The organism is Sphingomonas yunnanensis, assembly GCF_019898765.1.
In the GTDB taxonomy this organism is placed as follows: domain Bacteria; phylum Pseudomonadota; class Alphaproteobacteria; order Sphingomonadales; family Sphingomonadaceae; genus Sphingomonas; species Sphingomonas yunnanensis.
Window position 1 is genome coordinate 145,445 of the sequence record NZ_JAIOKB010000006.1, and the last position, 21,457, is coordinate 166,901.

At 70.9% G+C, this 21,457-nt stretch carries 22 protein-coding genes; 13 read left to right on the top strand and 9 right to left on the bottom strand.

Annotated elements, in window-relative coordinates:
• The first annotated feature begins 22 nt into the window (after positions 1-22).
• Positions 23-1,321, top strand: a complete 1,299-nt coding sequence (locus K7957_RS16135) for a M20/M25/M40 family metallo-hydrolase (RefSeq protein ID WP_223013217.1) — start codon at positions 23-25, stop codon at positions 1,319-1,321.
• 4 nt (positions 1,322-1,325) lie between these two features.
• Here K7957_RS16135 and K7957_RS16140 read toward each other — a convergent pair whose 3' ends face one another.
• Together K7957_RS16140 and K7957_RS16145 are read right to left on the bottom strand one after the other, a co-directional pair.
• Positions 1,326-1,811 (bottom strand): GAF domain-containing protein, encoded by a 486-nt coding sequence (locus tag K7957_RS16140; protein ID WP_223013219.1) that lies wholly within the window; start codon positions 1,809-1,811, stop codon positions 1,326-1,328.
• A 217-nt stretch (positions 1,812-2,028) separates the two neighbouring features.
• Positions 2,029-2,334, bottom strand: coding sequence for a hypothetical protein (locus K7957_RS16145; RefSeq protein ID WP_223013221.1), 306 nt, complete (start codon positions 2,332-2,334; stop codon positions 2,029-2,031).
• 242 nt (positions 2,335-2,576) lie between these two features.
• Here K7957_RS16145 and arfB point away from each other — a divergent pair, with 242 nt between their 5' ends.
• The gene (gene arfB / locus K7957_RS16150; protein WP_223013223.1) at positions 2,577-2,999 is read left to right on the top strand and encodes an alternative ribosome rescue aminoacyl-tRNA hydrolase ArfB; all 423 of its coding nucleotides are present in this window, start codon (positions 2,577-2,579) and stop codon (positions 2,997-2,999) included.
• 67 nt (positions 3,000-3,066) lie between these two features.
• On the opposite strand, the gene K7957_RS16155 is transcribed toward arfB, so the two are convergent.
• Positions 3,067-3,720, bottom strand: coding sequence for an RluA family pseudouridine synthase (locus tag K7957_RS16155; RefSeq protein WP_223013225.1), 654 nt, complete (start codon positions 3,718-3,720; stop codon positions 3,067-3,069).
• A gap of 46 nt (positions 3,721-3,766) precedes the next feature.
• Here K7957_RS16155 and K7957_RS16160 point away from each other — a divergent pair, with 46 nt between their 5' ends.
• The 5 genes from K7957_RS16160 (at position 3,767) to K7957_RS16180 (ending at position 7,677) form a co-directional block, all read left to right on the top strand.
• Positions 3,767-4,531 carry a M15 family metallopeptidase gene (locus K7957_RS16160; RefSeq protein WP_223013227.1) on the top strand — a complete coding sequence of 255 codons (765 nt, stop codon included), beginning with the start codon at positions 3,767-3,769 and terminating at the stop codon, positions 4,529-4,531.
• Positions 4,532-4,804: 273 nt separating this feature from the next.
• A complete protein-coding gene (locus tag K7957_RS16165; RefSeq protein ID WP_223013229.1) occupies positions 4,805-6,166 on the top strand; it encodes a S41 family peptidase in 1,362 nt (453 codons plus the stop codon).
• On the top strand, positions 6,163-6,684 hold the full coding sequence (locus K7957_RS16170; RefSeq protein WP_343228437.1) for a disulfide bond formation protein B: 522 nt from the start codon (positions 6,163-6,165) through the stop codon (positions 6,682-6,684). The genes K7957_RS16165 and K7957_RS16170 overlap by 4 nt, the downstream gene beginning before the upstream one ends.
• Positions 6,681-7,214 (top strand): demethoxyubiquinone hydroxylase family protein, encoded by a 534-nt coding sequence (locus tag K7957_RS16175; RefSeq protein WP_223013231.1) that lies wholly within the window; start codon positions 6,681-6,683, stop codon positions 7,212-7,214. Before K7957_RS16170 ends, K7957_RS16175 begins: the two co-directional genes overlap by 4 nt.
• 10 nt (positions 7,215-7,224) lie before the next feature.
• Positions 7,225-7,677, top strand: coding sequence for a hypothetical protein (locus K7957_RS16180; RefSeq protein ID WP_223013233.1), 453 nt, complete (start codon positions 7,225-7,227; stop codon positions 7,675-7,677).
• Between the two features lie 37 nt (positions 7,678-7,714).
• Here K7957_RS16180 and K7957_RS16185 read toward each other — a convergent pair whose 3' ends face one another.
• The 4 genes from K7957_RS16185 to K7957_RS16200 form a co-directional block, all read right to left on the bottom strand.
• Positions 7,715-8,575, bottom strand: coding sequence for a DUF4394 domain-containing protein (locus tag K7957_RS16185; RefSeq protein WP_223013235.1), 861 nt, complete (start codon positions 8,573-8,575; stop codon positions 7,715-7,717).
• A 215-nt stretch (positions 8,576-8,790) separates the two neighbouring features.
• The gene (locus K7957_RS16190) at positions 8,791-9,534 is read right to left on the bottom strand and encodes a MauE/DoxX family redox-associated membrane protein (protein ID WP_223013237.1); all 744 of its coding nucleotides are present in this window, start codon (positions 9,532-9,534) and stop codon (positions 8,791-8,793) included.
• A gap of 346 nt (positions 9,535-9,880) precedes the next feature.
• Complete coding sequence (locus K7957_RS16195) at positions 9,881-10,888, bottom strand: glycosyltransferase family 4 protein (protein WP_223013240.1); 1,008 nt, start codon at positions 10,886-10,888, stop codon at positions 9,881-9,883.
• A gap of 172 nt (positions 10,889-11,060) precedes the next feature.
• Positions 11,061-12,632, bottom strand: a complete 1,572-nt coding sequence (locus tag K7957_RS16200) for an alpha-amylase family glycosyl hydrolase (RefSeq protein WP_223013242.1) — start codon at positions 12,630-12,632, stop codon at positions 11,061-11,063.
• 401 nt (positions 12,633-13,033) lie between these two features.
• On the opposite strand from K7957_RS16200, the gene coxB reads away from it, so the two are divergent.
• Genes coxB through K7957_RS16225 form a run of 5 tightly spaced genes read left to right on the top strand, consistent with a single transcriptional unit; the run spans position 13,034 to position 18,492 of the window.
• A complete protein-coding gene (gene coxB / locus K7957_RS16205) occupies positions 13,034-13,951 on the top strand; it encodes a cytochrome c oxidase subunit II (protein ID WP_425517214.1) in 918 nt (305 codons plus the stop codon).
• Positions 13,948-16,473: a cytochrome c oxidase subunit I gene (gene ctaD, locus K7957_RS16210; protein ID WP_223013246.1), complete on the top strand. Its 2,526-nt coding sequence runs from the start codon at positions 13,948-13,950 to the stop codon at positions 16,471-16,473. The genes coxB and ctaD overlap by 4 nt, the downstream gene beginning before the upstream one ends.
• The gene (locus K7957_RS16215; protein WP_223013248.1) at positions 16,470-16,871 is read left to right on the top strand and encodes a hypothetical protein; all 402 of its coding nucleotides are present in this window, start codon (positions 16,470-16,472) and stop codon (positions 16,869-16,871) included. Before ctaD ends, K7957_RS16215 begins: the two co-directional genes overlap by 4 nt.
• Complete coding sequence (locus tag K7957_RS16220) at positions 16,868-17,440, top strand: cytochrome c oxidase assembly protein (protein ID WP_223013250.1); 573 nt, start codon at positions 16,868-16,870, stop codon at positions 17,438-17,440. The genes K7957_RS16215 and K7957_RS16220 overlap by 4 nt, the downstream gene beginning before the upstream one ends.
• Complete coding sequence (locus K7957_RS16225) at positions 17,437-18,492, top strand: c-type cytochrome (RefSeq protein WP_223013251.1); 1,056 nt, start codon at positions 17,437-17,439, stop codon at positions 18,490-18,492. Before K7957_RS16220 ends, K7957_RS16225 begins: the two co-directional genes overlap by 4 nt.
• Positions 18,493-18,765: 273 nt before the next feature.
• Here the strand turns inward: K7957_RS16225 and K7957_RS16230 are convergent, their stop codons facing one another.
• Positions 18,766-19,524: an arginyltransferase gene (locus tag K7957_RS16230; RefSeq protein ID WP_223013252.1), complete on the bottom strand. Its 759-nt coding sequence runs from the start codon at positions 19,522-19,524 to the stop codon at positions 18,766-18,768.
• Between the two features lie 133 nt (positions 19,525-19,657).
• Positions 19,658-20,899 carry a threonine ammonia-lyase gene (locus tag K7957_RS16235; RefSeq protein ID WP_223013253.1) on the bottom strand — a complete coding sequence of 414 codons (1,242 nt, stop codon included), beginning with the start codon at positions 20,897-20,899 and terminating at the stop codon, positions 19,658-19,660.
• Between the two features lie 65 nt (positions 20,900-20,964).
• On the opposite strand from K7957_RS16235, the gene K7957_RS16240 reads away from it, so the two are divergent.
• Positions 20,965-21,294: a hypothetical protein gene (locus tag K7957_RS16240; protein WP_223013254.1), complete on the top strand. Its 330-nt coding sequence runs from the start codon at positions 20,965-20,967 to the stop codon at positions 21,292-21,294.
• Positions 21,295-21,457: the final 163 nt, after the last annotated feature.

Consider the following 21,457-nt stretch of genomic DNA (forward strand, 5'->3'; position numbering starts at 1 on the left):
GTTGGCCGGTCACAAGCGACGGATGACGCCCCGTTTTCCCGCCGCCGCGCTGCTCGCGCTGACCCTCGCCACCCCCGCCGTCGCGCGCGACGCGGTGTCGCAGGAGCGCCAGCGCGCCACCGTCGAGAAACTGGTGTCGTTCGGCACGCGTCACTCGTTGTCCTCGGCGACCGATCCGAAGCGCGGCATCGGCGCGGCGCGAACCTGGGTGGCGGGCGAGTTCGCCAGGCTCTCGCGCGACTGCGGCGGCTGCATCACCACCGAGCGGCTGTCGCGCCGCTTCACCGGCCCGCGCGCCCCCGATGGCGTGGTGATCGAGGACGTGCTCGGCATCCAGCGCGGCGCCGATCCTGACCGCTACATCATCGTCGGCGCGCATATCGACAGCCGCGTCACCGACGTGATGAACGTCACCAGCGACGCGCCCGGCGCCAACGACGACGCCAGCGGCGTCGCGCTGGTGCTCGAGGCGGCGCGGCTGCTCCATCGCGAGCGCTTCCGCGCCAACATCGTCTATGTCGCTTTCTCGGGCGAGGAGCAGGGGCTGTGGGGCGCGACGCTGCTCGCGGAGACCGCGCGCGCGCGCGGCTGGCAGGTGGACGCGATGCTCAACAACGACATCGTCGGCAACTCGCTGGGACAGGGCGGCGTGATCAACGACCGCTATGTCCGCGTCTTCTCCGAGGGGATCCGCGCCAGCGAGTCGTTGCCCGAGGCAATCGAGCGGCGCGGCATCGGCGGCGAGGACGACGGTCCCAGCCGCGCGCTCGCCAAGATGATCGGCGGCGTCGCGCCGACGCTGCCCGGCGGCTTCGGCGTCTTCGTCGATCGGCGACCCGACCGGTTCGGCCGCGGCGGCGACCACGAACCCTTCCTCAAGCAGGGCTATCCCGCGGTGCGCTTCTCGGTCGCGGCGGAGAATTGGGACCGCCAGCACCAGGACGTGCGCACCGAGAACGGCCGCGTCTATGCCGACACGATCGAGGGGATGGACTTCGCCTATCTCGCCAAGGTGACCGCGATCAACGTCGCGACGATCGCGCGGCTCGCCGCCGCTCCCGCCGCGCCGGCGAGCGCGGCGATCTCGGGCGCGCTGTCGTACGATACCAAGGTGAGCTGGGCGCCGGTCGCCGGCGCGTCGCGCTACAAGGTCTATTGGCGCCGCGCCGACACCGCGGCGTGGAGCGACTCGCGCGAGGCGACCGGGACCACGCTCGACGTCGCCGCCGTGCCGGTGGACGACCATTTCTTCGGCGTCGCAGCGATCGGTGCCGACGGCGCGGAGAGCCTCGTCACCTTCGCCGGCCGCGAGAAGAAGTAGCGCCTCAGCCCGCCAGACGCGGCGCGAGCAGCGCCACCAGCCGCTCGCAACCGCGCGCGTCGTCGGCATCGAAGCGTGCCGGCGACGGGCTGTCGAGGTCGAGCACGCCGAGCAAACGGCCTTCGTGCACGATCGGCACCACCAGTTCAGACCGGCTCGCCGCGTCGCAGGCGATATGGCCGGGGAAGGCGTGAACGTCCTCGACCAGCTGGGTGCGCCGCTCGGCCGCGGCGGTGCCGCACACGCCGCGCCCCAGCGCGATGCGGATGCACGCCGCTTTGCCCTGGAACGGGCCCAGCACCAGCTCGTCGCCGATCATCCGGTAGAAGCCGGCCCAGTTGAGCTCGGGCAGATATTGCCACAGCAGTGCCGCGGCATTGGCCATGTTGGCGATCGGGTCGGGCTCACCGTCGGTCAGCGCGTCCAGCGCGGCGAACAGATCGTCGTAGCGGCTGGGCTTCGACTCGGCGGTGACGGCGAACTCGTACATGCCGCCGACCTAGGATCTCACCCGGGATCGCGCCAGAGGCGAGTGCGTCGGGCGGCACGGGTCCGCCACGACGCCGCGGGGGCCGATCAGCCCCGCATCGTCCAGTGCACCACCACCCGGCCATAGCCCGCCTCGCACAGCGGCCAGGGTGCGCTCTCGCTCGGCTCAAGCGTGATCGCGGGTCGGGGAGGGCCGGCGCGCCAGCAACGCAGCGCCGTCACTGTCCGCTGCCCGCGCGCGCGGGGGCGAGCCCCTGCTGATCGAGGAACTGGTTCAGCCCCGCCGCCAGCGCCTGCGCGCCCGCGACCGTCAGCGCGATCCGTCCGGCGACCACTCGCTCCACCACCGGGGTTTCGCCGGAATGATCGCAGCGCGCCGCCTCCAGCGTGAGCACCACCGTGCCGCCCAGGCTGGTGAATCCGGCGCAGCCCGTCGCGAACAGCTCGGCGGCGAAGGGATTGTCGACCAGCGGCGGCGGGGCCTGGCGCGGCTGCGGCGCGCGGCTGCGGGACGAGATGTACATGCCAACTTCCTCGATGCGCCGGCAGGGAGGGCCGGCGCGAGGCGAGGTGCGCCGCGCGCGTCTCGCTCGCGTGTCGCTCTGTTGCGTCGGTTTGGCCGCCATGTTGCGGCGGTGGCTCGCTTGGCCCGAACTACGGCCGCGCTCCGCCGCGATCGGATCACCCCGTTGCGGCGAGGCGCAAAGGCGCAGCATCGGCCCGTTCGGGCCCATCGCGCTCGCGCCAGTCGACGTTATATACCGCCATGGCCCGCATCCCCGTCACCCGCTCCCTCTCGATCGAGGACGATCTGATCGTTTATACCGCGACCCGTTCCGGAGGCGCGGGCGGGCAGCACGTCAACACCACCGACTCGGCGGTGATCCTGCGCTTCGACGTCGCGGCGAGCGACTTGCCCGAGCGGGTGAAGGAGCGTCTCGCCGCGCTGGCAGGATCGCGGATGACGGCGGCCGGCGTGCTGGTGCTGCGGAGCGAGGGATCGCGCTCGCAGCACGTCAACCGTCAGGAGGCGCTGGAACGTCTCATCGCGCTGATCCAGGAGGCGGCGGTGGTCCGGGCCAAGCGACGACCCACCCGACCCTCCCGCGCGTCGCAGACCCGCCGGGTGGACGCCAAGAAAGGGCGGTCGGGGGTGAAGGCCGGGCGGAAGAAGCCGTCGTTCGACTGATCGGCGCCGAAGCGCGGCCAGCTCGTCGACGTCGCGCTGCCCGATATGATGGCGGGCGGCGGTCAGCTCAGCCGGCGGCGAAGCCGAGCGCGGCGAAGCGCTCGGGCCAGGGCGCCTCGGCGGCGGCGTCCTCCTTGCCGGGGCGGGGCAGCGCGAGCGCGGCGGCGTGCAGCATCATCCCCGCCGGATCGGCGCGGCCGTAGACCGGATCGCCGACGATCGGCACGCCCAGCCCCTCGCGCGCGTGGACGCGCAGCTGATGCGTCCGCCCGTTATGCGGGGTGAAGGCGACCAGGGCGCGGCCGACACGTGTGTCGAGCAGCTCCCAATCGGTCCGCGCCGCCTTGCCGCGCGGGTCGACCGCGATGCGCCAGCCGCGCTCGGCGCTGGAGACCTTGCGCAGCGCCAGCTCGATCGTGCCGCGCTCGCCCTCGGGCACGCCGTCGAGGATGGCGAGATAGCGTTTGCGCACCTGCCCCGCCTCAAACGCCTGCTGGTAGCGCACCTGCGCCTTGGGGTTGCGCGCGAGCAGCAGGCAGCCGCTGGTGTCGCGATCGAGCCGGTGCACCGCGACCGGCCATCGCCGGAAGCCGAAGGTGAGCGAGCCGAGATGGTTCTCCAGGCTGAGCCCACCGTCGCGCGGGGGATCGACCGGCAGCCCGGCGGGCTTGTCGATGATCAACGCCTCGCCGTCGAGGAACAGGACCCGGTCGCCTAACATGCGCCACGCCCTTGCCATCCTCGCGCCGCCGTGGCCAGAGGGCGCGATGCGCCGCGCCTCCCTGACCCTCGCCGCCCCGCTGCTCGCGCTGGCCGCGCCGGCGCAGGCACAGCTGTGCGACAACAGCAACGTGCGCATGGGCGCGGACGGGCGGGCGCTGGGGCACCTGCCCTATGGCGACGCGCCGCCGGGCGAGCTGGTCGCGGTGCCCGAGGGGCTGGCGGTCGGGCCCTGCGTGCTGCGCCGCGACGTGGTGCCCGATCTCGCGCGGCTGATCGCGGCATCGGGCGGGCAGGTGCGCGCGCTGTCGTGCCACCGCTCGATCAATTATCAGCAGGCGGTGTTCTGCCGCGAGGCGCAGACCGCAGCGGGCGAGCGCGCGCTGTCGGTCGCGCCGCCGGGGCATAGCGAACATGCGACCGGCTACGCGCTGGACTTCGCCTTCCGCCCGCGCGTCAACGACTGTCCCGACGCCGAGGCGTGCGGCGCGGCGACCCCCGCGTTCCGCTGGCTCGTCGCCAACGCCGCGCGCTACGGCTTCGAGATGTCCTTCCCCGCGGGCAATCGCCAGCGGGTCAAGTGGGAGCCGTGGCACTGGCGCTGGGTCGGCGCCAGCGCGACCGCGCCCGGCGCGGCGCGTGCGCGCGCGCTCTTCGCCCGCGCGCGCGCGGCCTTTCCGGCCGAGCCCGCGGTGGCGCGCGACCCGGTGGCGATCGCGGCGGTGGCGCCGCCGCCGGTCTATCTCGGCGCCTATGCGCCGCCCGAGTGCCGCAAGGGCAAGTGCCGCCTGCCCAGGGCGAGGCCCCGGTAGCCGCGTTTGTTTGCCGTTCCTCCTCCGCTTTAGGAAAGTGGCAGGCCGGAGGCCGGTCGGCGGGGTGACCCGGCCCGTGGGGGCGCTCGACTCACCAGCGGTGACACCCCTCCGTCGCGCTCCGCGCGCTACCTCCCCTTGCAGGGAAGGATCAGTGCTAGCGCGCGGCCGCCCTCATCCGCTCAGCCGTGGTTCAGCCGCGCGGGCGCTAGGATCGCTCGTGCAATTCCGCTACATCGCGGGATCGCTCACACCGGGGTCTCGACTGTTCGCATGAAGTCCAAGCTGCTCCAGGCCGCCGCGCTGGTCACCACGATCGCGATGGTGCCGGTCGCCACCGGTGCGATGGCCGCCGCCGATACCAGCGCCTATCGCGAGATGGACAAGTTCCTCGACGTCTACAATCGCGTGAAGGCGGATTACGTCGACAAGGTCACCGACGATCAGCTGATCAAGGGTGCGATCGACGGCATGCTCGCCGCGCTGGACCCGCATTCCAGCTACGTCGACGCCTCCGACTTCGACAATCTGCGCATCCAGACCGAGGGCAATTACGGCGGCCTGGGCCTGACGGTCTCGATGGAGGACGGCGCGGTGAAGGTCGTCTCGCCGCAGGAGGACACGCCCGCGGGGCGCGCCGGGATCAAGTCGGGCGACTTCATCACGCATATCGACGGCAAGCTTATATACGGCGGCACGCTCGACGAGGCGACCGCGCAGATGCGCGGCAAGCCCGGCACCAAGATCTCGCTCACGCTCGTCCGCCCCGGCCGCGACAAGCCGATCGACGTCACCCTCGTGCGCGAGGTGATCGTGCAGCGCCCGGTGAAATGGGAGGTGAAGGGCGACGTCGGCTACATCAACATCAACACCTTCTCGGAGGCGACCGGCGCCGACACGCGCGCCGCGGTGATGGCGATCGACAAGTCGCTCGGGCACAAGCCGCTCGGCTATGTCGTCGACCTGCGCGAGAACGGCGGCGGGCTGCTGACCCAGGCGATCGAGGTGTCCGACGCCTTCCTCGAGCGCGGCGAGATCGTCAGCCAGCGCGGTCGCGAGAAGGACGATATCGAGCGCTATTTCGCCAAGCCCGGCGACGTCGCGCACGGTTTGCCGATCATCGTGCTGACCGACTCGGGCACCGCTTCCGCGAGCGAGATCGTCGCGGGCGCGCTGCAGGACCACCACCGCGCGCTGGTGATGGGTGAGCGCAGCTTCGGCAAGGGGTCGGTGCAGACCCTGCTTCAGCTCGGGCCGCGCACCGCGCTGCGGCTCACCACCGCGCGCTATTTCACGCCGTCCGGGCGCAGCGTGCAGGAGGGCGGGATCGAGCCCGACATCCGCGTGCCCCAGCTCTCCGATTCGGACTACAAGTCGCGCCCGGTGTTCCGCGAGGCCGATCTGCGCCGCCATCTGATCAACGAGATCAAGTCGCCCGACAATGCGGTGCTGGAGGAGGACACCAAGGACGACCCGCGCTTCACGGCGACGCCTGAGTCGCTCAAGAAGCAGGGCGTCCAGGACTTCCAGCTCTGGTACGCGCTCAAGACGATCGCGCGGCTCGGCGGGCCGCAGCAGGTCGCCGCGGTGACCCAGTCGATGGCGAGCACCCCGCCGGTAGCGGGCAAGAAGTGACGGGCGCGGCGCTCGACCGGCCGTTCGGCGCGCGCACGGCGCGGGGGCTGCGCAACGCCCGGTTGCTCGCGGTGCTGGTGCCCGCGGCGTTGCTCGCGGGCGCCTGGGCGTTCCAGCTGATCGGCGGCCTGTACCCGTGCGAGATGTGCCACTGGCAGCGCTGGCCGCATTACGGTGCGGTGGCGATGGCCGCGCTGGCCTTCGTGGTCCGTGCGCCGCGCGTCCAGGCGACGCTGGTGGCGGGCGCGGCGGCGCTGGTGGTGGTGTCGGGCGCGATCGGCGTCTTCCACGCCGGGGTGGAATATCACTGGTGGCAGGGGATGACCGCCTGCACGCAGACGACCAGCACCGTCGGCCTCTCGACCGACCAGGCGCTCAAGGACCTGCTCGCCGCGCCGATCGTTCGCTGTGACGCGGCGCAATGGTCGTTGCTCGGCGTGTCGCTGGCGGGATGGAATGCTCTGCTCTCCTTCGCCGGCGCCGCGCTGATCGTATCGCAGCTGTGGAGGCGCGCATGACCTGGAAACCTGGCGACAAGCCCGCCGCGAGCGACTCGATGATCCGCGTCGACCAGGCGGGCGAGTTCGGCGCGATCCGCATCTACGCGGGGCAGCTCGCGATCATGGGCCAGCGCTCGCCGATGGCGCGCAAGATCTCGGCGATGGCCCTGCAGGAGGAGAAGCACCGCGCCTTCTTCGACCGCATGATCGTCGAGCGCGGCGTCCGGCCGACCCTCTTCCAGCCGTTCTGGGACGTCGCCGGCTTCGCGCTGGGCGCCGTCACTGCCGCGATCGGGCCCGAGGCGGCGATGGCCTGCACCGCAGCGGTCGAGACCGAGATCGACAAACATTATGAGGAGCAGCTCGTCGCGCTCGGCGACAGCGACCCCGAGCTGTCCGAGGCGATCCGCGAGTTCCAGGCGGAGGAGCTGGAGCACCGCGACACCGCGCTGGCGCACGGCGCCGAGAACGCGCCGGCCTATCCGCTGATGTCGGTGGTGATCCGGCTCGGCTGCCGGGTGGCGATCGCGACCGCCAAGAGGATATGAGAGGAAGGTGATGGTAGGACGGGTCTTCGCCGCGGCGCTGCTGCTCGCCGCGCCCGCGGCCGCGCTGGCACAGAGCGGGCCGCCGTCGCCCGATGCGGTGCGCGCGCCGCGCACCACTGCGGCCGGGGGGGTGTCGCGCAACGCGCCGGTCAACGGTGTGCTGGTGCTCTACGGCAACGAGCGCTGCCCGACCAATGCCGACGGCGCCGAAGTGGTGGTCTGCACGCGCCGGCCCGCCGAGGAGCAATTCCGCATTCCCAAGGAGCTGCGCAACTTCGAGGTGACGCCAGAGAACCAGGCCTGGGCGGCGAAGGAAGCGGCCAATCAGGGCGTCGGCGTCGTCGGCGTCGGCAGTTGCTCCACCGTCGGCGCGGCGAGCGCCACGGGGTGCGTCGCGCAGAACGCGACGCGGTGGAAGCGCGGGCGTCAGGCCGCGGCCAAGGCGGCCGAGGACCAGCCCTGAGGGTGTCGAGGGACGCGGTGGCGCCCCTCGATCCCGATCAGACCAGCTGCGTGACGCGCACGCGCGCGGTGCGACGGCGCAGCGAATAGCCGACCGCACCGAACCCCAGGATCATCATCGCCCAGGTGGCGGGCTCGGGCACGGGCGCGACTGCGATGCCGAACAGCTGTCGTGATGTGGTGCCGAGCGTCGACAGTGCACCGGAGTTCAGGTTGACGCTGTAGAGCGCGTTGCCATTGTAGGCGAACGCTTCACTCCCGGCGATGTCGAAGCTGGTGCGCGAGCCGAGATCGGTGCCGAGCCCCCCGACCGTGGTCAGCACGCCGCCGTTGTTGTTCTGCTTGGCGAGCACGTCGAGATCGGTGTCGATCACGTAGAGCTGGGTCGAGGCGGCGGGCTGGCCGAAGCTCGAGCTGGTGTAGGCTGCCGCGCTCACGCCCGGGTCGCGACCGGCGTTCGGGTCACCCGCGGCATAGCCGAGCGGGCTGGTGGTCGGCGCGCCGGTGAGCGAGCCGTCGTTGGGATTGTAGACATAGTTGTTGTTGGTGTTGCTGACGATCCGGACGCGATCGATCGTCGGGTTGAAGTCGAAGCCGAAGACGCTGCCCTCGATCCCCAGCGCGGCGCTGGCGGCGGTCGCCACACCCGTCATCGTGTTGATCGTATAGACCACGCGATCGGTGCCGAGGCCGTAGAGCGTGCCGTTGAGTGGGCGGAAATCGAGTGCCTCGATGCTGCTGCCGGCGCCGGTGATCTTCACGGAGGACGTGAACGTGCCCGGCACCGCGCTGCTGAACGTCACCAGCGTGTTGGTCTCGTCCACGCCGAAGATCGTCGCCGCCGACGCGCTCGCCGGCGCTAATATGGCCGCGGTGGCCAGTAGAACTATCTGTCTCATGATCGCAACTCCCTCTGTTGTCGTCGGGCCAAGCAGAGATCGCGACGTCTCCCGGATCACGCTCGCCCGCGACCAGACAGCTTCTGGTTAATGCGGAGTCAACGACTTCGCCGTGACAGACGTCCTCCAGCAGGATTACGTTTTGTGTCTGCGCGAACCGCGCATCTATTTGAGGAAAGTCTCGTATCTTCCCTCTCGCGCGACCGCGTCAAGGGTCATCGCACTGCCATCCACAGCGCCATCGCGACCATCATGACGTTCTCGGTGAGCGACACGAAGCCGAGCGGCACGCGCGTCGCTCCGCCGACGCAGGCGCACTTCAGCTCGCGCCGGTCGACATACACCGCCTTGACCACCGAGACCGCGCCGATGCCGCCGATCACCAGCGCGATCGGCACCGACAGCCAGTCGGCCGCGTGCGCCGCCATCAGCACGCCCGCCAACCCCTCGGCGTAGGGGTAAACATAACCGTAGCGCACCCAGCGTCGCGCCAGCAGGTCGTAGTTGAGGAACATGGTCGAGAAGGTCTCGACGTCCTGCAGCTTGAGCAGCGCGAGCACGCACATGCTGAAGGCGATGAACCACTCGCCCGCGCGCACCGTGAGTGGCGTGCCATAAGCGGCGTGGCTGGCGGCGAGCGCCATCAGCGCGGTCATCGCGAACACCGCCGCAACGGGACGGTAGCTGGTCTCGCCCGCCGCCGCGACACGCTGGCCGAAGTGGCGGCGAAGGTCGTCATAGCCGCCGACGCGCTCGCCCGCGATGAAGGTCTGCGGCGTGGTCCTCACGCCGTGCTCCGCCTTGAAGGCGTCGGTCTGCTCGCGCGTCCTCAGCGGATGGTCGTCGACGACATAGCCGCGGCGCTCGAGCAGGTCCTTGGCCTTGAGGCCATAGGGGCAGGTGTGGCCGGGCATGACCATGCGGTAGAGCGTGGCGCGGCGATCGGACGAGGCGGTCATGCGGGGGAGATAGGCGGCGTGGGCGCCGCTCGCCAGCGCGGGGTGGGTGCGGGTGGTGAGTGATACAGCCCGTTACCGAGCCCGCCGTCATCCCGGACTTGATCCGGGATCCAGCCGCCCGTCCGCTCACCGGCCCCCGAGAACGCGGAGCCCGGGATCCCGTGTCAAATCCGGGATGACGAAGGTGGTAAAGGGGAAGCCGCGTGCTCCACTCGCGCCTGGGGAAGGGTGATCCAGCCGCACTGTGCTCCCGCGCACGTGGGAGCCCAGAGCCAACGGGGGCAACGTTGGCGGCCCGAGGCTCCGGCCTGCGCCGGAGCACGTTTCAGCACCGATATATCTGACCCTAGCCGATGATCCGCCGGTACAGCGCGGCATAGTCGTCGGCCATGCGCTCGACGCTGAACCGTTCCTCGACCCGGCGGCGGCAGACGGCGCGGTCGAGGTCGCCGACCTGCCCGATCGCTTCCACCGCCTGGTCCACGTTGTCGACGAGGAAGCCCGTGACGCCGTGCTCGATCAGCTCGGGCATCGCGCCGCGGCGGTTGGCGATCACCGGCGTGCCGCACGCCATCGCCTCCACCACCGACAGGCCGAACGGCTCGTCGAAGTTGATCAGGTGCAGCAGGGCCCGCGCGCGCCCCAGCGCGGCGACCCGCTCTGCGCCGCCGACCGCGCCGTGCCACGTCACCCCCGCGCCACCGAGCGCGGGTACCACCGAACGCTCGTGATATCCCTGATCCTGGACGATGCCGTAGAGGTGGAGCTGGCGCCCACTCGCCCGGGCGGCGGCGATCGCCTCGTCGGCGCCCTTGTCGGGGTGGATGCGGCCGAAGAACAGGAGGTCGTCGCTGCCGCGCGGGTCGAAGGCGAAGTCGTCGAGCGGGATGCCGTGGTGGATCGTCGCGGCGTAGCGCAGCGCGGGGTGACGGTCGGCGTCGCTGATCGCGACATAATGGACGCGGTCCTGGAACGGCTCGTACATCGGCAGGATACGGTCCGACGAGAAGCCGTGGATCGTCGTCACCAGCGGCGTGTCGACCAGCCGCGCGAAGGCGTGCGCGGGGAAGTCGGCCTGGTTGTGGATCAGGTCGAACTGGTCGGCCTGCTCGAACACGTGCGCGAGGTGTCGGTATTCCCACACCTTGGCGTCGATGCTCGCGTCCTCCGAATAGGGCGCGGGGACGACGCCGTCGAGCGTGCCCGCGGTGACGCTGTCGAGCGTGGCGAACAAAGTGACGTCGATGCCGCGCGCGACCAGCGCCTCGGTGAGCAGGTGCGTGACGAGCTCCCACGGGCCGTAATGGCGCGGCGGGGTACGCCAGGCGATCGGGGCGAGCATGGCGATCTTCATCATCGGTCCTTCGTCGTGCGGGCGGGGGACGCCTCCAACTTTTCCTGGCGTCATCCTGAACTCGTTTAAGGATCCACGTAACCGCGAGCGCCGCGGCCGGTTTGTCTGCGGCACGGTGGATCCTGAAACAAGTTCAGGATGACGGCGGGCGGGAGGCCGATGGGAGAAACACTCACCGCATCACCACGCCCTCGTCCGCGCGCAGCACGCCGTCGCCGGCGCCATCGAGCGTCGACAGCAGCACCTCGCCGTCGAACGGCAGCGGGCGCGGCTCGGCCGACAGGTTGAGCGCGACGCGCAGCACTGTCTCGCCGTGCCGTCGCTCATACGCCAGCACGTCCGGCGCGGCGTCGACCAGCGCGAAGCCGCCGACCGCCAGCGCCGGGTGCGCGCGGCGCAGCGCGAGCAGGCGGCGGTAGAGCGCCAGCATCGAGCGCGGATCGGTCTCCTGCGCGGCGACGTTGCGCGTGCGCCAGTCGGGGTTGAGCGGCAGCCACGGCTCGACCGCGGAGAAGCCGGCGTGAGGGCTCGAGTCCCACGGCATCGGGGTGCGCGAACGGTCGCGGCCGATGCCGATGCCGGGCTGGCGCAACTCCTGCGGGTCGCGCACGCGCTCGGGCGGGATGTCGACCTGCGCGATGCCGAGTTCGTCGCCCTGGTACAGCGTCGGCGTGCCGCGCAGCGTCAGCAGCAGCATCGCCGCGACGCGCGCCTGCGCCGCGCCGACCCGTGCGGCGATGCGCGGCGCGTCATGGCTGCCGATCACCCAATTGGGCCAGCCGTGCGGCGGCAGCGACGCCTCATAGTCGGCGATCACGCGCCGCAGCGACGCGGCGTCCCACGCATTCTCGATCAGCTGGAAGTTGAAGGGTAGATGCACCTGCGGCCGCTCGGGCGTGCCGTACCAGCGCGCGTGGCGGTCGTTGGGGAGGAAGATCTCGCCGATCAGTACCCGCTCCCCGTAGCCGTCCGCCAGCGCGCGCATCTCGGCGGCGATCGCGTGCGCCTCTGGCTGATCGGTCGAGTGCTGCTGGATCAGCCGGTCGCGCTCGGTGATGCCGGGGCGCCAATAGGGGTTCGCCGGATTGTCGGGCAGCCCCTCGGCTTTGACGATGTGCCACAGCACGTCGATGCGAAAACCGTCGACGCCGCGGTCGAACCAGAAGCGCATGACGTCGAGCATCGCGGCCTTCAGCGCCGGGTTGCGCCAGTTGAGATCGGGCTGCTGCCTGAGGAAGGCGTGGAGGTAATATTGCCCGGTCGCCACGTCATACTCCCAGGCCGGGCCGCCGAAGTCGCTGATCCAATTGTTGGGTGGGCCGCCGTCCGGGGCGGGGTCGCGCCACATGTACCAGTCGCGCTTGGGATCCGCGCGGCTCGATCGGCTCGCCTGGAACCAGGGGTGCTGGTCGGACGAGTGGTTGGGGACGAAGTCGAGCAGCAGCCTGAGCCCGCGCGCGTGCGCGGCGGCGAGCAGCCGGTCGAAGGTGGCGAGATCGCCGAACATCGGCTCGACGCCGCAGTAATCGGCGACGTCATAGCCGAAGTCGGCCATCGGCGAGGGGAAGATCGGCGACAGCCAGATCGCGTCGATGCCGAGCCCGGCGACATGGTCGAGCCGGCGCTCGATGCCGGCGAGGTCCCCCACGCCGTCGCCGTCGCTGTCCTGGAACGAGCGCGGGTAGATCTGGTAGACCGTGCCGCGCTCCCACCAGGGCCGCGGCGGTTCGTCGGGGTGGCGCATCGTTGGGGATAACCGTCCGGCGGGCGAGATGTTGCGTGGCACGGTGTTGCGCTGGGGACTGGATGCGCCGCGCCGTGTCGGCGTCATCCTGAACTCGGTCCAGGATCCACCGCTCCGCGCACCCCCTGGCTGGAGGCGCTTGCCGCACCGTGGATCCTGAAACGAGTTCAGGATGACGCAAGTGGAGGGGGATGCCGCCTGTCTCCTTCCCTTAAGCCCCGGCGAAGGCCGAGGCCCAGTCGGGAGACGCCGCTGGGTCTCACCGGAACCTCCCCAACCGGGCTCCGGCCTCCGCCAGGGCACGAGGAGATGACGCAACCGTTGCCGCAGCAACACTTCGTCACCGCCGCGGCAGGAACAAAGCTCGGTCACGATCCTTCTCGAACGCAGGGGGCAAGATCATCGGCTCGGGACGCCAATCCGCATTCACGACGTTCGGCAGGGAGGCCGCCTGGCTCGCCGGGCTGACCGGCTGGATGGTGCTCGGCGCGGTCGTGATCGCGCTGGCGTTGGCCGCGCTGATGGTCACCGCGTCGCGCTCGCGCGAGGGCGCGCTGACCCACCGCCAGGGCATGCGGCTGGTGCTGTGGGCGGGCGGCATCGTACCGAGCGTCGTGCTGCTCGCGCTGCTGATCGCCACACTGCCCGCGATGCGCCCGATCCGCGCCGCCGGCGATGACCTGCGCGTCACCGTCACCGGCGAGCAATTCTGGTGGCGCATGGCCTATCAGCCCGCCGGCGCCGCCGCGGTGACCTCCGCCAACGAGCTGCGCCTGCCGGTCGGGCGCGACGTCGTGCTCGCGCTCGCGGGCGGCGACGTGCTCCACAGCTTCTGGGTGCCCGGGCTCGCCGGTAAGATGGACATGGTGCCCGGCCGCACCAACACGCTCGTCGTTCACGCCACGCGCGCGGGGCGCTTTCGCGGGCAGTGCGCCGAGTTCTGCGGGCTGAGCCACGCGCTGATGGCGTTCGACGTGGTGGCGATGGAGCCCGCCGCCTTCGACGCCTGGCTCGCCGCCGAGCGCCGCCCGGTCATCACCGCCGCCGCGGCGGGCGCGCGTCTGTTCGACGCCCATGGCTGCGGCGGCTGCCACGCGGTGCGCGGCACCGGGGCGGCGGGCGCCATCGGCCCTGACCTCACGCATCTCGGCGCGCGCGCGACCGTGGCGGCGGGAATCCAGCCGCTCACCACCGCCAACCTCGTCCGCTTCATCCGCGACGCGCCGGCGGTGAAGCCCGGCGCGCGCATGCCCGCCTACCCGCAGATGTCCGCGACGGACGCCACCGCGATCGCGCGTTGGCTGGAGACCAATCGATGAGCCTCCACGCGCAGGACGATCCCGGCTTGCGCGCGGCGCAGGAGGAGCGGCTGCGCGCCGTCTGGGCGCCGCCCAAGGGCCTGTTCCTGCGCTGGACCGACACCAACAACAACCAGGTCGGCGTATGGTACACGCTGACCGCTTTCGGCTTCATGCTGTTCGCCGGCGTGCTCGCGCTGATCATGCGCGTGCAGCTGGCGCAGCCCGGCAACGAGCTGGTCACGCCGTCGACCTTCAACCAGCTGTTCACGCTGCACGGCTCGATGATGATGTTCCTGTTCGCGGTGCCGATGTTCGAGGCGGTCTCGATCATCCTGCTGCCGCAGCTGCTCGGCGCGCGGGACCTGCCGTTCCCGCGGCTCAGCGCCTTCGGTTACTGGAGCTTCCTGATCGGCGGCGCCTTCGTCTCGGGCTCGATCTTCTTCGACGCCGCGCCCGACGGCGGCTGGTTCATGTACCCGCCCTTCACCACGCGCACCGATCTCAGCGGGCTCGGCGCCGACATCTGGATGCTGGGGCTGAGCTTCATCGAGGTGTCGTCCGTCGCCGCCGCGGTGGAGCTGATCACCGGCGTGCTCAAATGCCGCCCGCCGGGCATGCGGCTCAACCTGATGCCGCTCTACGCCTGGTACATCCTGGTCGTCGCGGTGATGATCCTGTTCGCCTTCCCGCCGCTGATCGCGGGGGATGTGCTGTTCGAGCTGGAGCGGCTGCTCGGCTGGCCCTTCTTCGACGCGGCCAGGGGCGGTGACCCCATCCTGTGGCAGCACCTGTTCTGGATCTTCGGCCACCCCGAGGTCTATATCGTCTTCCTGCCCTCGATCGCGCTGTTCGCGATGATCGTGCCGACCTTCGCGCGGCGCCACCTGCTGGGCTATCCCTGGATCGTGCTCGCGGCGGTGGGGACGGCGTTCCTCAGCTTCGGCCTGTGGGTGCACCATATGTTCACCACCGGGCTGCCCAAGATCAGCCTGGCGTTCTTCTCCGCCGCGTCGGAGGCGGTGGCGATCCCGACCGGCATCCAGATCTTCGCCTTCATCGCGACGCTATGGGCAGGGCGCGTGACCTGGTCGACCCCGCTGCTCTACGTGACGGGCTCGATCGCGATCTTCGTCATCGGCGGGCTGACCGGGGTGATGGTGGCGATCGCGCCGTTCGACTGGCAGGCGCACGACACCTATTTCATCGTCGCTCACCTCCACTACGTGCTGATCGGCGGCACGTTGATCCCTCTGTTCGGTGGCCTCTATTATTACTGGCCGCTGATCACGGGAAAGAAGCTGTCCGACCGGATCGGGCGGACCGCCTTCTGGCTGCTGTTCGGCGGCGCCAACCTCACCTTCTTCCCGATGCATTTCTCGGGGCTGATGGGGATGCCGCGGCGCGTCTTCACCTATCCCGAGGAACTCGGCATCGGCGGGCTCAACCTCGCCTCGACGATCGGGTCCTGGGTGTTCGCCGCGGGCGTGCTGCTGGTCTGCGTCGACCTTGCCTTGAGCCCGCGCCGCGCCAAGTCGCCGCGCAACCCCTGGGCGGCGGGGACGCTCGAGTGGCTCGCGCATCCCGACGACGAGGATTGGGGGATCCGCTCGATCCCGCTGATCGAGAGCCGCTACCCGATCTGGGACCAGAAGGACTTCGTCGCCAAGGTCGACGAGGGCCGCTTCTTCCTGCCCGACGCGGCGGAGGGGCGGCGCGAGACGATCGTCACCAGCGTGCTTGATGCGCGGCCGGTGCAGGTGCTGCGGCTCGGCGGTCCGAGCGTGGTGCCGATGCTCACCGCGATCGCGCTGGGCAGCGTATTCATACTGACGACCTATCATCTCTACTGGCCGGCGCTGGTCGGGGCGCTCGCGACGCTGGCGCTGGTGCTCTACTGGCTGTGGACCGGCACCGCCGAGATCCCGGAGAAGGACTGCAAGCCGATCGGGCACGGGATCGAGCTGCCACTGTACATCTCGGGCGCGTCGGCCAGCGGCTGGTGGGCGATGTTCATCACGATGATGGCTGACGCCACCGCCTTCTCGGGATTGGTGTTCGGCTATTTCTTCTTCTGGACGCGGCACGAGGACTTCCCGCCGAGCGGCCCCGGCCTGGACGGTCCGGGCAGCTTCTGGCCGATGCTGGCGATGGCGGCGATGCTGGCGAGCTGGGCGCTGACCGTCGCCGCGCGCGAGCTCAACCGGCGCGCGGCGGTCGGCGTCGCGCGGGCGGCGCTGGGGGCGGCGGCGCTGCTGTCGCTCAGCGCGATCGGCGCCGGGCTGGCGGGGCCGTGGCTCAGCGGCCTGCAGCCCGAGCTCCATGTCTATCCCGCGATCGTGTGGACGCTGGCGATCTGGACGACCGCGCATTGCGGCGTCGGCGCGATCATGCAGCTCTATACGCTGGCGCGCAGCTTGGCCGGGCGGATGACGCCGCGCCACGACGCCGACCTGCGCAACATCACCGTCTACCAGCATTTCATGGCGCTGACCGCGGTGGTGACCTACGCCACGATCGGCCTGTTCCCGGGGGCGGCATGAGGGAGGACGCCCCCCGCGGCCGACAGGGCCTCGGCGAGCGCATCCGCGGGCTGCGCGTGACCTTGTGGACGCTGATCGTGCCGCCGACCGTCTGGGCGGCGCATTTCCTGTTCTGCTATCTCTGGGTGGCGGTGAGCTGCGCCAAGCTCGGCGCCTTCCCGCGCTTCCCGATCGCCTTCGTGGTCGGCACGGGTGCGGCGCTGGCGATCATCCTCGCCGCGGGCTGGATCGCCTGGGTGCAGTCGCGCACGCCCGGCGACGACCCGCCGCACGACGAGGGCACTGACATCGACCGGCTGCGCTTCCTCGCCACCGCGACCTTGCTGCTCGCCGGGTTGAGCTTCGTCGCGGTGCTGTTCACCGCCGCGCCCGCGCTGCTGCTGACGGACTGCCGATGAGGGCCGCGCTCCGCCCCGCGCCCGGCCTGACGCTCGCGCTCGGCGCGACCGCGCTCGCCTTTGCCGGATGTGGCATGACCGGGCATATGGCGGCCCATATGGGCGCCGTGGCGGTCGCCGCGCCCGCGCTCGCCGCCGTGCTGCCGCGACGTCCCGGGAGTGCGGGTGCGCCGCTGCTCTGGGCCATGTTGGAGTTCGCGATCGTCTGGGCGTGGCACTTTCCCGCGCTGCGCGCGCTCGCCGACGCGCACGCGGCGGTGGCGCTCGCGGAGCAGGCGCTGTTCCTCGGCGCGGGCGTCGCGCTGTGGCGCGCGGCGCTGGCGCAGCCCGCGGCAGGGGCGGCGGCGCTGCTGCTCACCTCGATGCACATGACCCTGCTGGGCGCCCTGATCGGGCTGGCGCCGCGCCCGCTCTACGCGATGATGGCGATGCATCCCGCGCCGGGGCTCGACCCCCTCGAAGACCAGCAGCTCGGCGGCGTGGTGATGCTGGTGGTGGGTGGCGCGAGCTACTGCCTCGGCGGGCTGTGGCTGCTCGCTACCCTCCTGCGGGAGCCGCGCGCGGCATGACGATCCGTGTGACCTGGAAGCGGCTGGTCGCCGCGCTGGCGACGCTGGCCGCGGCGGGGCTGCTGTTCGCCTGGTCGGGCGTCTTCAACATCGCCGCCTCGTCGGGCCACTGGGCGGTGACCGAGTGGTTCCTCCACTGGACGATGCGAAACTCGGTCAAGACGCACAGCTTCTTCGACTCGCCCGCGGACCCGATCGCGCGAGACGGCGCGACGGTGAGCGCGGCGGGACATTTCGCCGCGGCCTGCGCGACCTGCCACGGCGCCCCGGGTCAGCGCCCCTCGCCGGTGATGCAGCGGGCGATGCCGCCCGCGCCCGACCTGTCGGTCAACGCCACGCAGTGGACCGACGGGCAGCTGTTCTACATCCTGCGCCACGGCGTGAAATATAGCGGGATGCCGGCCTGGGGCGGGCAGGGGCGCGACGACGAGATCCGCCGCATGGTCGCCTTCGTGCGGCGGCTGCCGGTGATGTCGGCGGCGGAATATCGCCGGCTCAGCGGCGGCGCGACCGGTGCGGGGACGACCGACGCGCGCGCGCTCGCCGCCGCGACGCTGGCGGGCTGCGTCGCCTGCCACGGCGCGGACGGGCGCGGGCGCGGGCAGCCCGACATCCCCGTGCTCGGCGGGCAGCGCGCCGGCTACCTCGAGGCGGCGCTGGCGGCCTATGCCGACGGAAGGCGACAGAGCGCGGTGATGGAGAATGTCGCCGCTGTGCTCTCGCCCGAGCAGCGCCGCGCGCTCGCGGCGCATTTCGCGCCGATGCCGGGGCTGGGCGCGGCGCCCGGACGGGACGCGCGCGCGCGGCTGATCGTCGAGCGTGGGCTGCCCGAGCGCCAGCTGCCGGCGTGCGCGAGCTGCCACGCGCCGGGCAAGCCGCAGCCGGTGCTCGCGGGCCAGCGCGCGGTGTATCTTGCCGAGCGGCTGCGGCACTGGCGCGGCGACGAGAAGGTGATCGACGCGCGCCTGCCGCAGCAGGTGATGCCGGTGATCGCGCGCCGCATTCCCGAGGAGATGATCGAGCCGCTGGCACGCTATTTGGCCGGTGAGTGAGGCGGATGCTTGCTCGACGCCGTGTCCCTGCGCACGCAGGAACCCGGGATCACAGGCGATGGGCGTAGTGGCCCTAGGCTCCTGCGTGCGCAGGAGCACGGAGATGCGACGCTCTCCTTCTCCTTCCCGTCAACCTGAACTCGTTCCAGGATTCACGGTGCGGCAAGCGCCTCTCGCCGGAGGGTGCGCGGACCGTTGGATCCTGAAACGAGTTCAGGATGACGTCGATAGGTTGGGCTGGCCGTGCCTCGCGACCACACCGCCGGCCACTCCTCACACCCGGATCGCGGCGCTCTCTTCCTCCGGCATCAGCGTCCAGCCACGCGGGCCGAGCATCTCGAGCGGGCGATAGCGCGTCTTGTACGCCATCCGCGCCGAGCCCTTCACCCAGTAACCGAGATAGACGTAGGGCAGGGCGGCCTCGCGGGCGCGCGCGATATGGTCGAGGATGATCAGGTTGCCGAGCCCCGGCCGCGCGTCCTGGTCGGTGGCGAAGAAGCTGTAGACCATCGACAGACCGTCGGCCTGCCGATCGGTGAGGCAGGCGCCGACCAGCCGCCCCGGCCGGTCGCCGACCGCGGGCTCGCGATATTCCACCACCACCGAGTTGACCGGCGACTGCTCGACCATGTCGGCATAGTCCATCTCGTCCATGCCGATCATCCCGCCGACGGGATGGCGCGCGGCGAGATACTGGCGCAGCAGCTGATATTGCTCGTCGGTGGCCCAGGGGCGACACGCGCTCACCTCGAGATCGGCGTGGCGGCGCATCAGCTTGCGCTGGCTGGCGTTGGGTTCGAACTGGTGCGTCAGCACCCGCACCGAGACACAGGCGGCGCAGCCCGCGCAGCTCGGCCGATAGGCGACCGACTGGCTGCGGCGGAAACCGATGCGACCGAGCGCGTCGTTGAGCTCGCCCGCGTTCGGGCCGCTCAGCTCGGTGAAGACCTTCCGCTCCTGCCGGCCGGGCAGGTACGGGCACGGCTGCGGGCTGGTGACGAAGAAGCGCGGAAATCGAAATGGCGCGGTCACCGCCTTCAGCCTCCTCTTCGACTCCGCCCCAGCGCGTGATCTCCCATATGTAGGGTCGCGCCGATGGTGAAAAGTGGCTTCACCAAGATTTCAGCGCGATCGCCCCGCTCAATTCGGGTCAGGCGAGATCGACTCAGGCGAGGTCGACGGGGCGCACCTCATAGCCGGCCTCGCGCAGCGCGACGATCAGCCGGTCGAGATGCGCGCGGTCGCGTGCCTCGCACTCGATGTCGGTGATCAAACCCTTGGCAGGCAGCGTGGTGAACACGCGCTGGTGGTAGATCTCGATGATGTTGACCCGCTCGCGATCGAACACGCGCATCACGCCGTAGAGCGCGCCGGGCTGATCCTGCAGCTGGAGCCGCAGCCGCGCCAGCCGCCCCGAGCGGGCGAGGTCGCGCAGCAGCACGTTGGCGAGCAGCCGCGTGTCGATATTGCCCCCGCACAGCACGACGCCGACGGTGCGCCCTTGGAAGCGCTCGCGATGCGCCAGCAGCGCGGCGAGCCCGGCCGCGCCCGCGCCCTCCACGACGGTCTTCTCGATCTGGAGCAGCAGGCTCACCGCTTCCTCCAGGCTGCGCTCCGAGACGAGCACGATCTCGTCGACCAGCCGCGCCACCATCTGCGCGGTGATGCCGCCCGGCTCCTTCACCGCGATCCCCTCCGCCAGCGTGTCGCCGGCACAGGCGAGCTGCGTCGCGTTGATGCGGTTGTACATCGAGGGGTAGAGCTCGGCCTGGACGCCGATCACCTCGATCGGGCGCGCCGCGGCGCGCGCCACCGTCGCCATGCCCGAGATCAGCCCGCCGCCGCCGATCGGCACCACCAGCGTGTCGATGTCGGCGTGATCCTCGAGCATCTCCACTGCCACCGTGCCCTGGCCGGCGATGATGCGCGGGTCGTCGAACGGGTGGACGAAGGTGAAGCCGCGCTCGGCCTCCAGCAGCCGCGCGTGCGCGTACGCGGCGTCGAACGTGTCGCCCTCGAGGATCACGTCGGCCCGGTGCGCCTGCGTCTGCGTGACCTTCACGGTCGGCGTGTTGCGCGGCATCACGATCGTCGCGGGCACGCCGAGCCGGTTGGCGTGATAGGCCAGCCCCTGCGCGTGATTGCCCGCCGAGGCGGCGATCACGCCCTTCGATCGCGCCGCATCGGACAGCTGGAGCAAGGTGTTGAGCGCGCCGCGCTCCTTGTAGGCCGCGGTGAACTGGAGGTTCTCGAACTTCAGATAGACGGTCGCGCCGGTCAGCTCGGAGAGCGTGCGGCTGATCAGCGTCGGCGTGCGCACGATCGAGGGCGCGATGCGCGCGTGTGCGGTGTGGACGTCGTCGATCGAGACGGGCAGGGCGGGATCGGACACGGGAAGGCTGGCCATCGCGCCGTGCTAGCCGATGATCGACGGGAGAGGAACACCCCCGCGTCGACGCGCATTGGTCATCGGTGCAGCGCTACTTCTTCTCGCTCCGCATCGCGCTGCTGGTGATCGTCGCGGGCGTGGCGGTGAGCGCGATCGACCTGGCCACCCGCGGCTTCGTGGTGGTGTACGACCCGCATGCGCTGATCGCGGGGGCGGTGCTGGAGGACGGGCTGGGCGCGCGACGCCGGCCGCTGCGCGCGTTCGCGCGCGATTATTGGGCGACGCGCCCGGCGTTCGACGGCAAGGTGCGGCTGCTGTGCCGCAGCGGGCGCGAGGTGCTCCGCGCCGACGTGATGCCGGGCGAGCAGACGAGCTACACGGTAGCGGCGGAGGATTGCCGGCGGGGCAGGTGAGCGGGGACGCAATGTATGCGTTGCCTGGCCGGTACTCCCCTCTTTGCCGTCATCCCCCCGCGGAGGCGGGGATCCAGACACGCTGACGTGGCGACTCCAGCATTGACGTCAGCGCGTCTGCATCCCCGCCCTCGCGAGAATGACGGAGGAGAGAGCGACGTGG

Excerpts from the sequence above, each read along its gene's own strand:
- K7957_RS16195 (WP_223013240.1), bottom strand. The coding sequence starts at position 10,888 with ATGAAGATCGCCATGCTCGCCCCGATCGCCTGGCGTACCCCGCCGCGC.
- ctaD (WP_223013246.1), top strand. The coding sequence starts at position 13,948 with ATGAGCCTCCACGCGCAGGACGATCCCGGCTTGCGCGCGGCGCAGGAG.
- K7957_RS16200 (WP_223013242.1), bottom strand. The coding sequence starts at position 12,632 with ATGCGCCACCCCGACGAACCGCCGCGGCCCTGGTGGGAGCGCGGCACG.
- K7957_RS16225 (WP_223013251.1), top strand. The coding sequence starts at position 17,437 with ATGACGATCCGTGTGACCTGGAAGCGGCTGGTCGCCGCGCTGGCGACG.
- K7957_RS16135 (WP_223013217.1), top strand. The coding sequence starts at position 23 with ATGACGCCCCGTTTTCCCGCCGCCGCGCTGCTCGCGCTGACCCTCGCC.
- K7957_RS16220 (WP_223013250.1), top strand. The coding sequence starts at position 16,868 with ATGAGGGCCGCGCTCCGCCCCGCGCCCGGCCTGACGCTCGCGCTCGGC.
- K7957_RS16180 (WP_223013233.1), top strand. The coding sequence starts at position 7,225 with ATGGTAGGACGGGTCTTCGCCGCGGCGCTGCTGCTCGCCGCGCCCGCG.
- K7957_RS16235 (WP_223013253.1), bottom strand. The coding sequence starts at position 20,899 with ATGGCCAGCCTTCCCGTGTCCGATCCCGCCCTGCCCGTCTCGATCGAC.
- K7957_RS16185 (WP_223013235.1), bottom strand. The coding sequence starts at position 8,575 with ATGAGACAGATAGTTCTACTGGCCACCGCGGCCATATTAGCGCCGGCG.
- K7957_RS16190 (WP_223013237.1), bottom strand. The coding sequence starts at position 9,534 with ATGACCGCCTCGTCCGATCGCCGCGCCACGCTCTACCGCATGGTCATG.
- K7957_RS16165 (WP_223013229.1), top strand. The coding sequence starts at position 4,805 with ATGAAGTCCAAGCTGCTCCAGGCCGCCGCGCTGGTCACCACGATCGCG.
- K7957_RS16175 (WP_223013231.1), top strand. The coding sequence starts at position 6,681 with ATGACCTGGAAACCTGGCGACAAGCCCGCCGCGAGCGACTCGATGATC.
- K7957_RS16215 (WP_223013248.1), top strand. The coding sequence starts at position 16,470 with ATGAGGGAGGACGCCCCCCGCGGCCGACAGGGCCTCGGCGAGCGCATC.
- K7957_RS16145 (WP_223013221.1), bottom strand. The coding sequence starts at position 2,334 with ATGTACATCTCGTCCCGCAGCCGCGCGCCGCAGCCGCGCCAGGCCCCG.
- K7957_RS16155 (WP_223013225.1), bottom strand. The coding sequence starts at position 3,720 with ATGTTAGGCGACCGGGTCCTGTTCCTCGACGGCGAGGCGTTGATCATC.
- arfB (WP_223013223.1), top strand. The coding sequence starts at position 2,577 with ATGGCCCGCATCCCCGTCACCCGCTCCCTCTCGATCGAGGACGATCTG.
- K7957_RS16140 (WP_223013219.1), bottom strand. The coding sequence starts at position 1,811 with ATGTACGAGTTCGCCGTCACCGCCGAGTCGAAGCCCAGCCGCTACGAC.
- K7957_RS16160 (WP_223013227.1), top strand. The coding sequence starts at position 3,767 with ATGCGCCGCGCCTCCCTGACCCTCGCCGCCCCGCTGCTCGCGCTGGCC.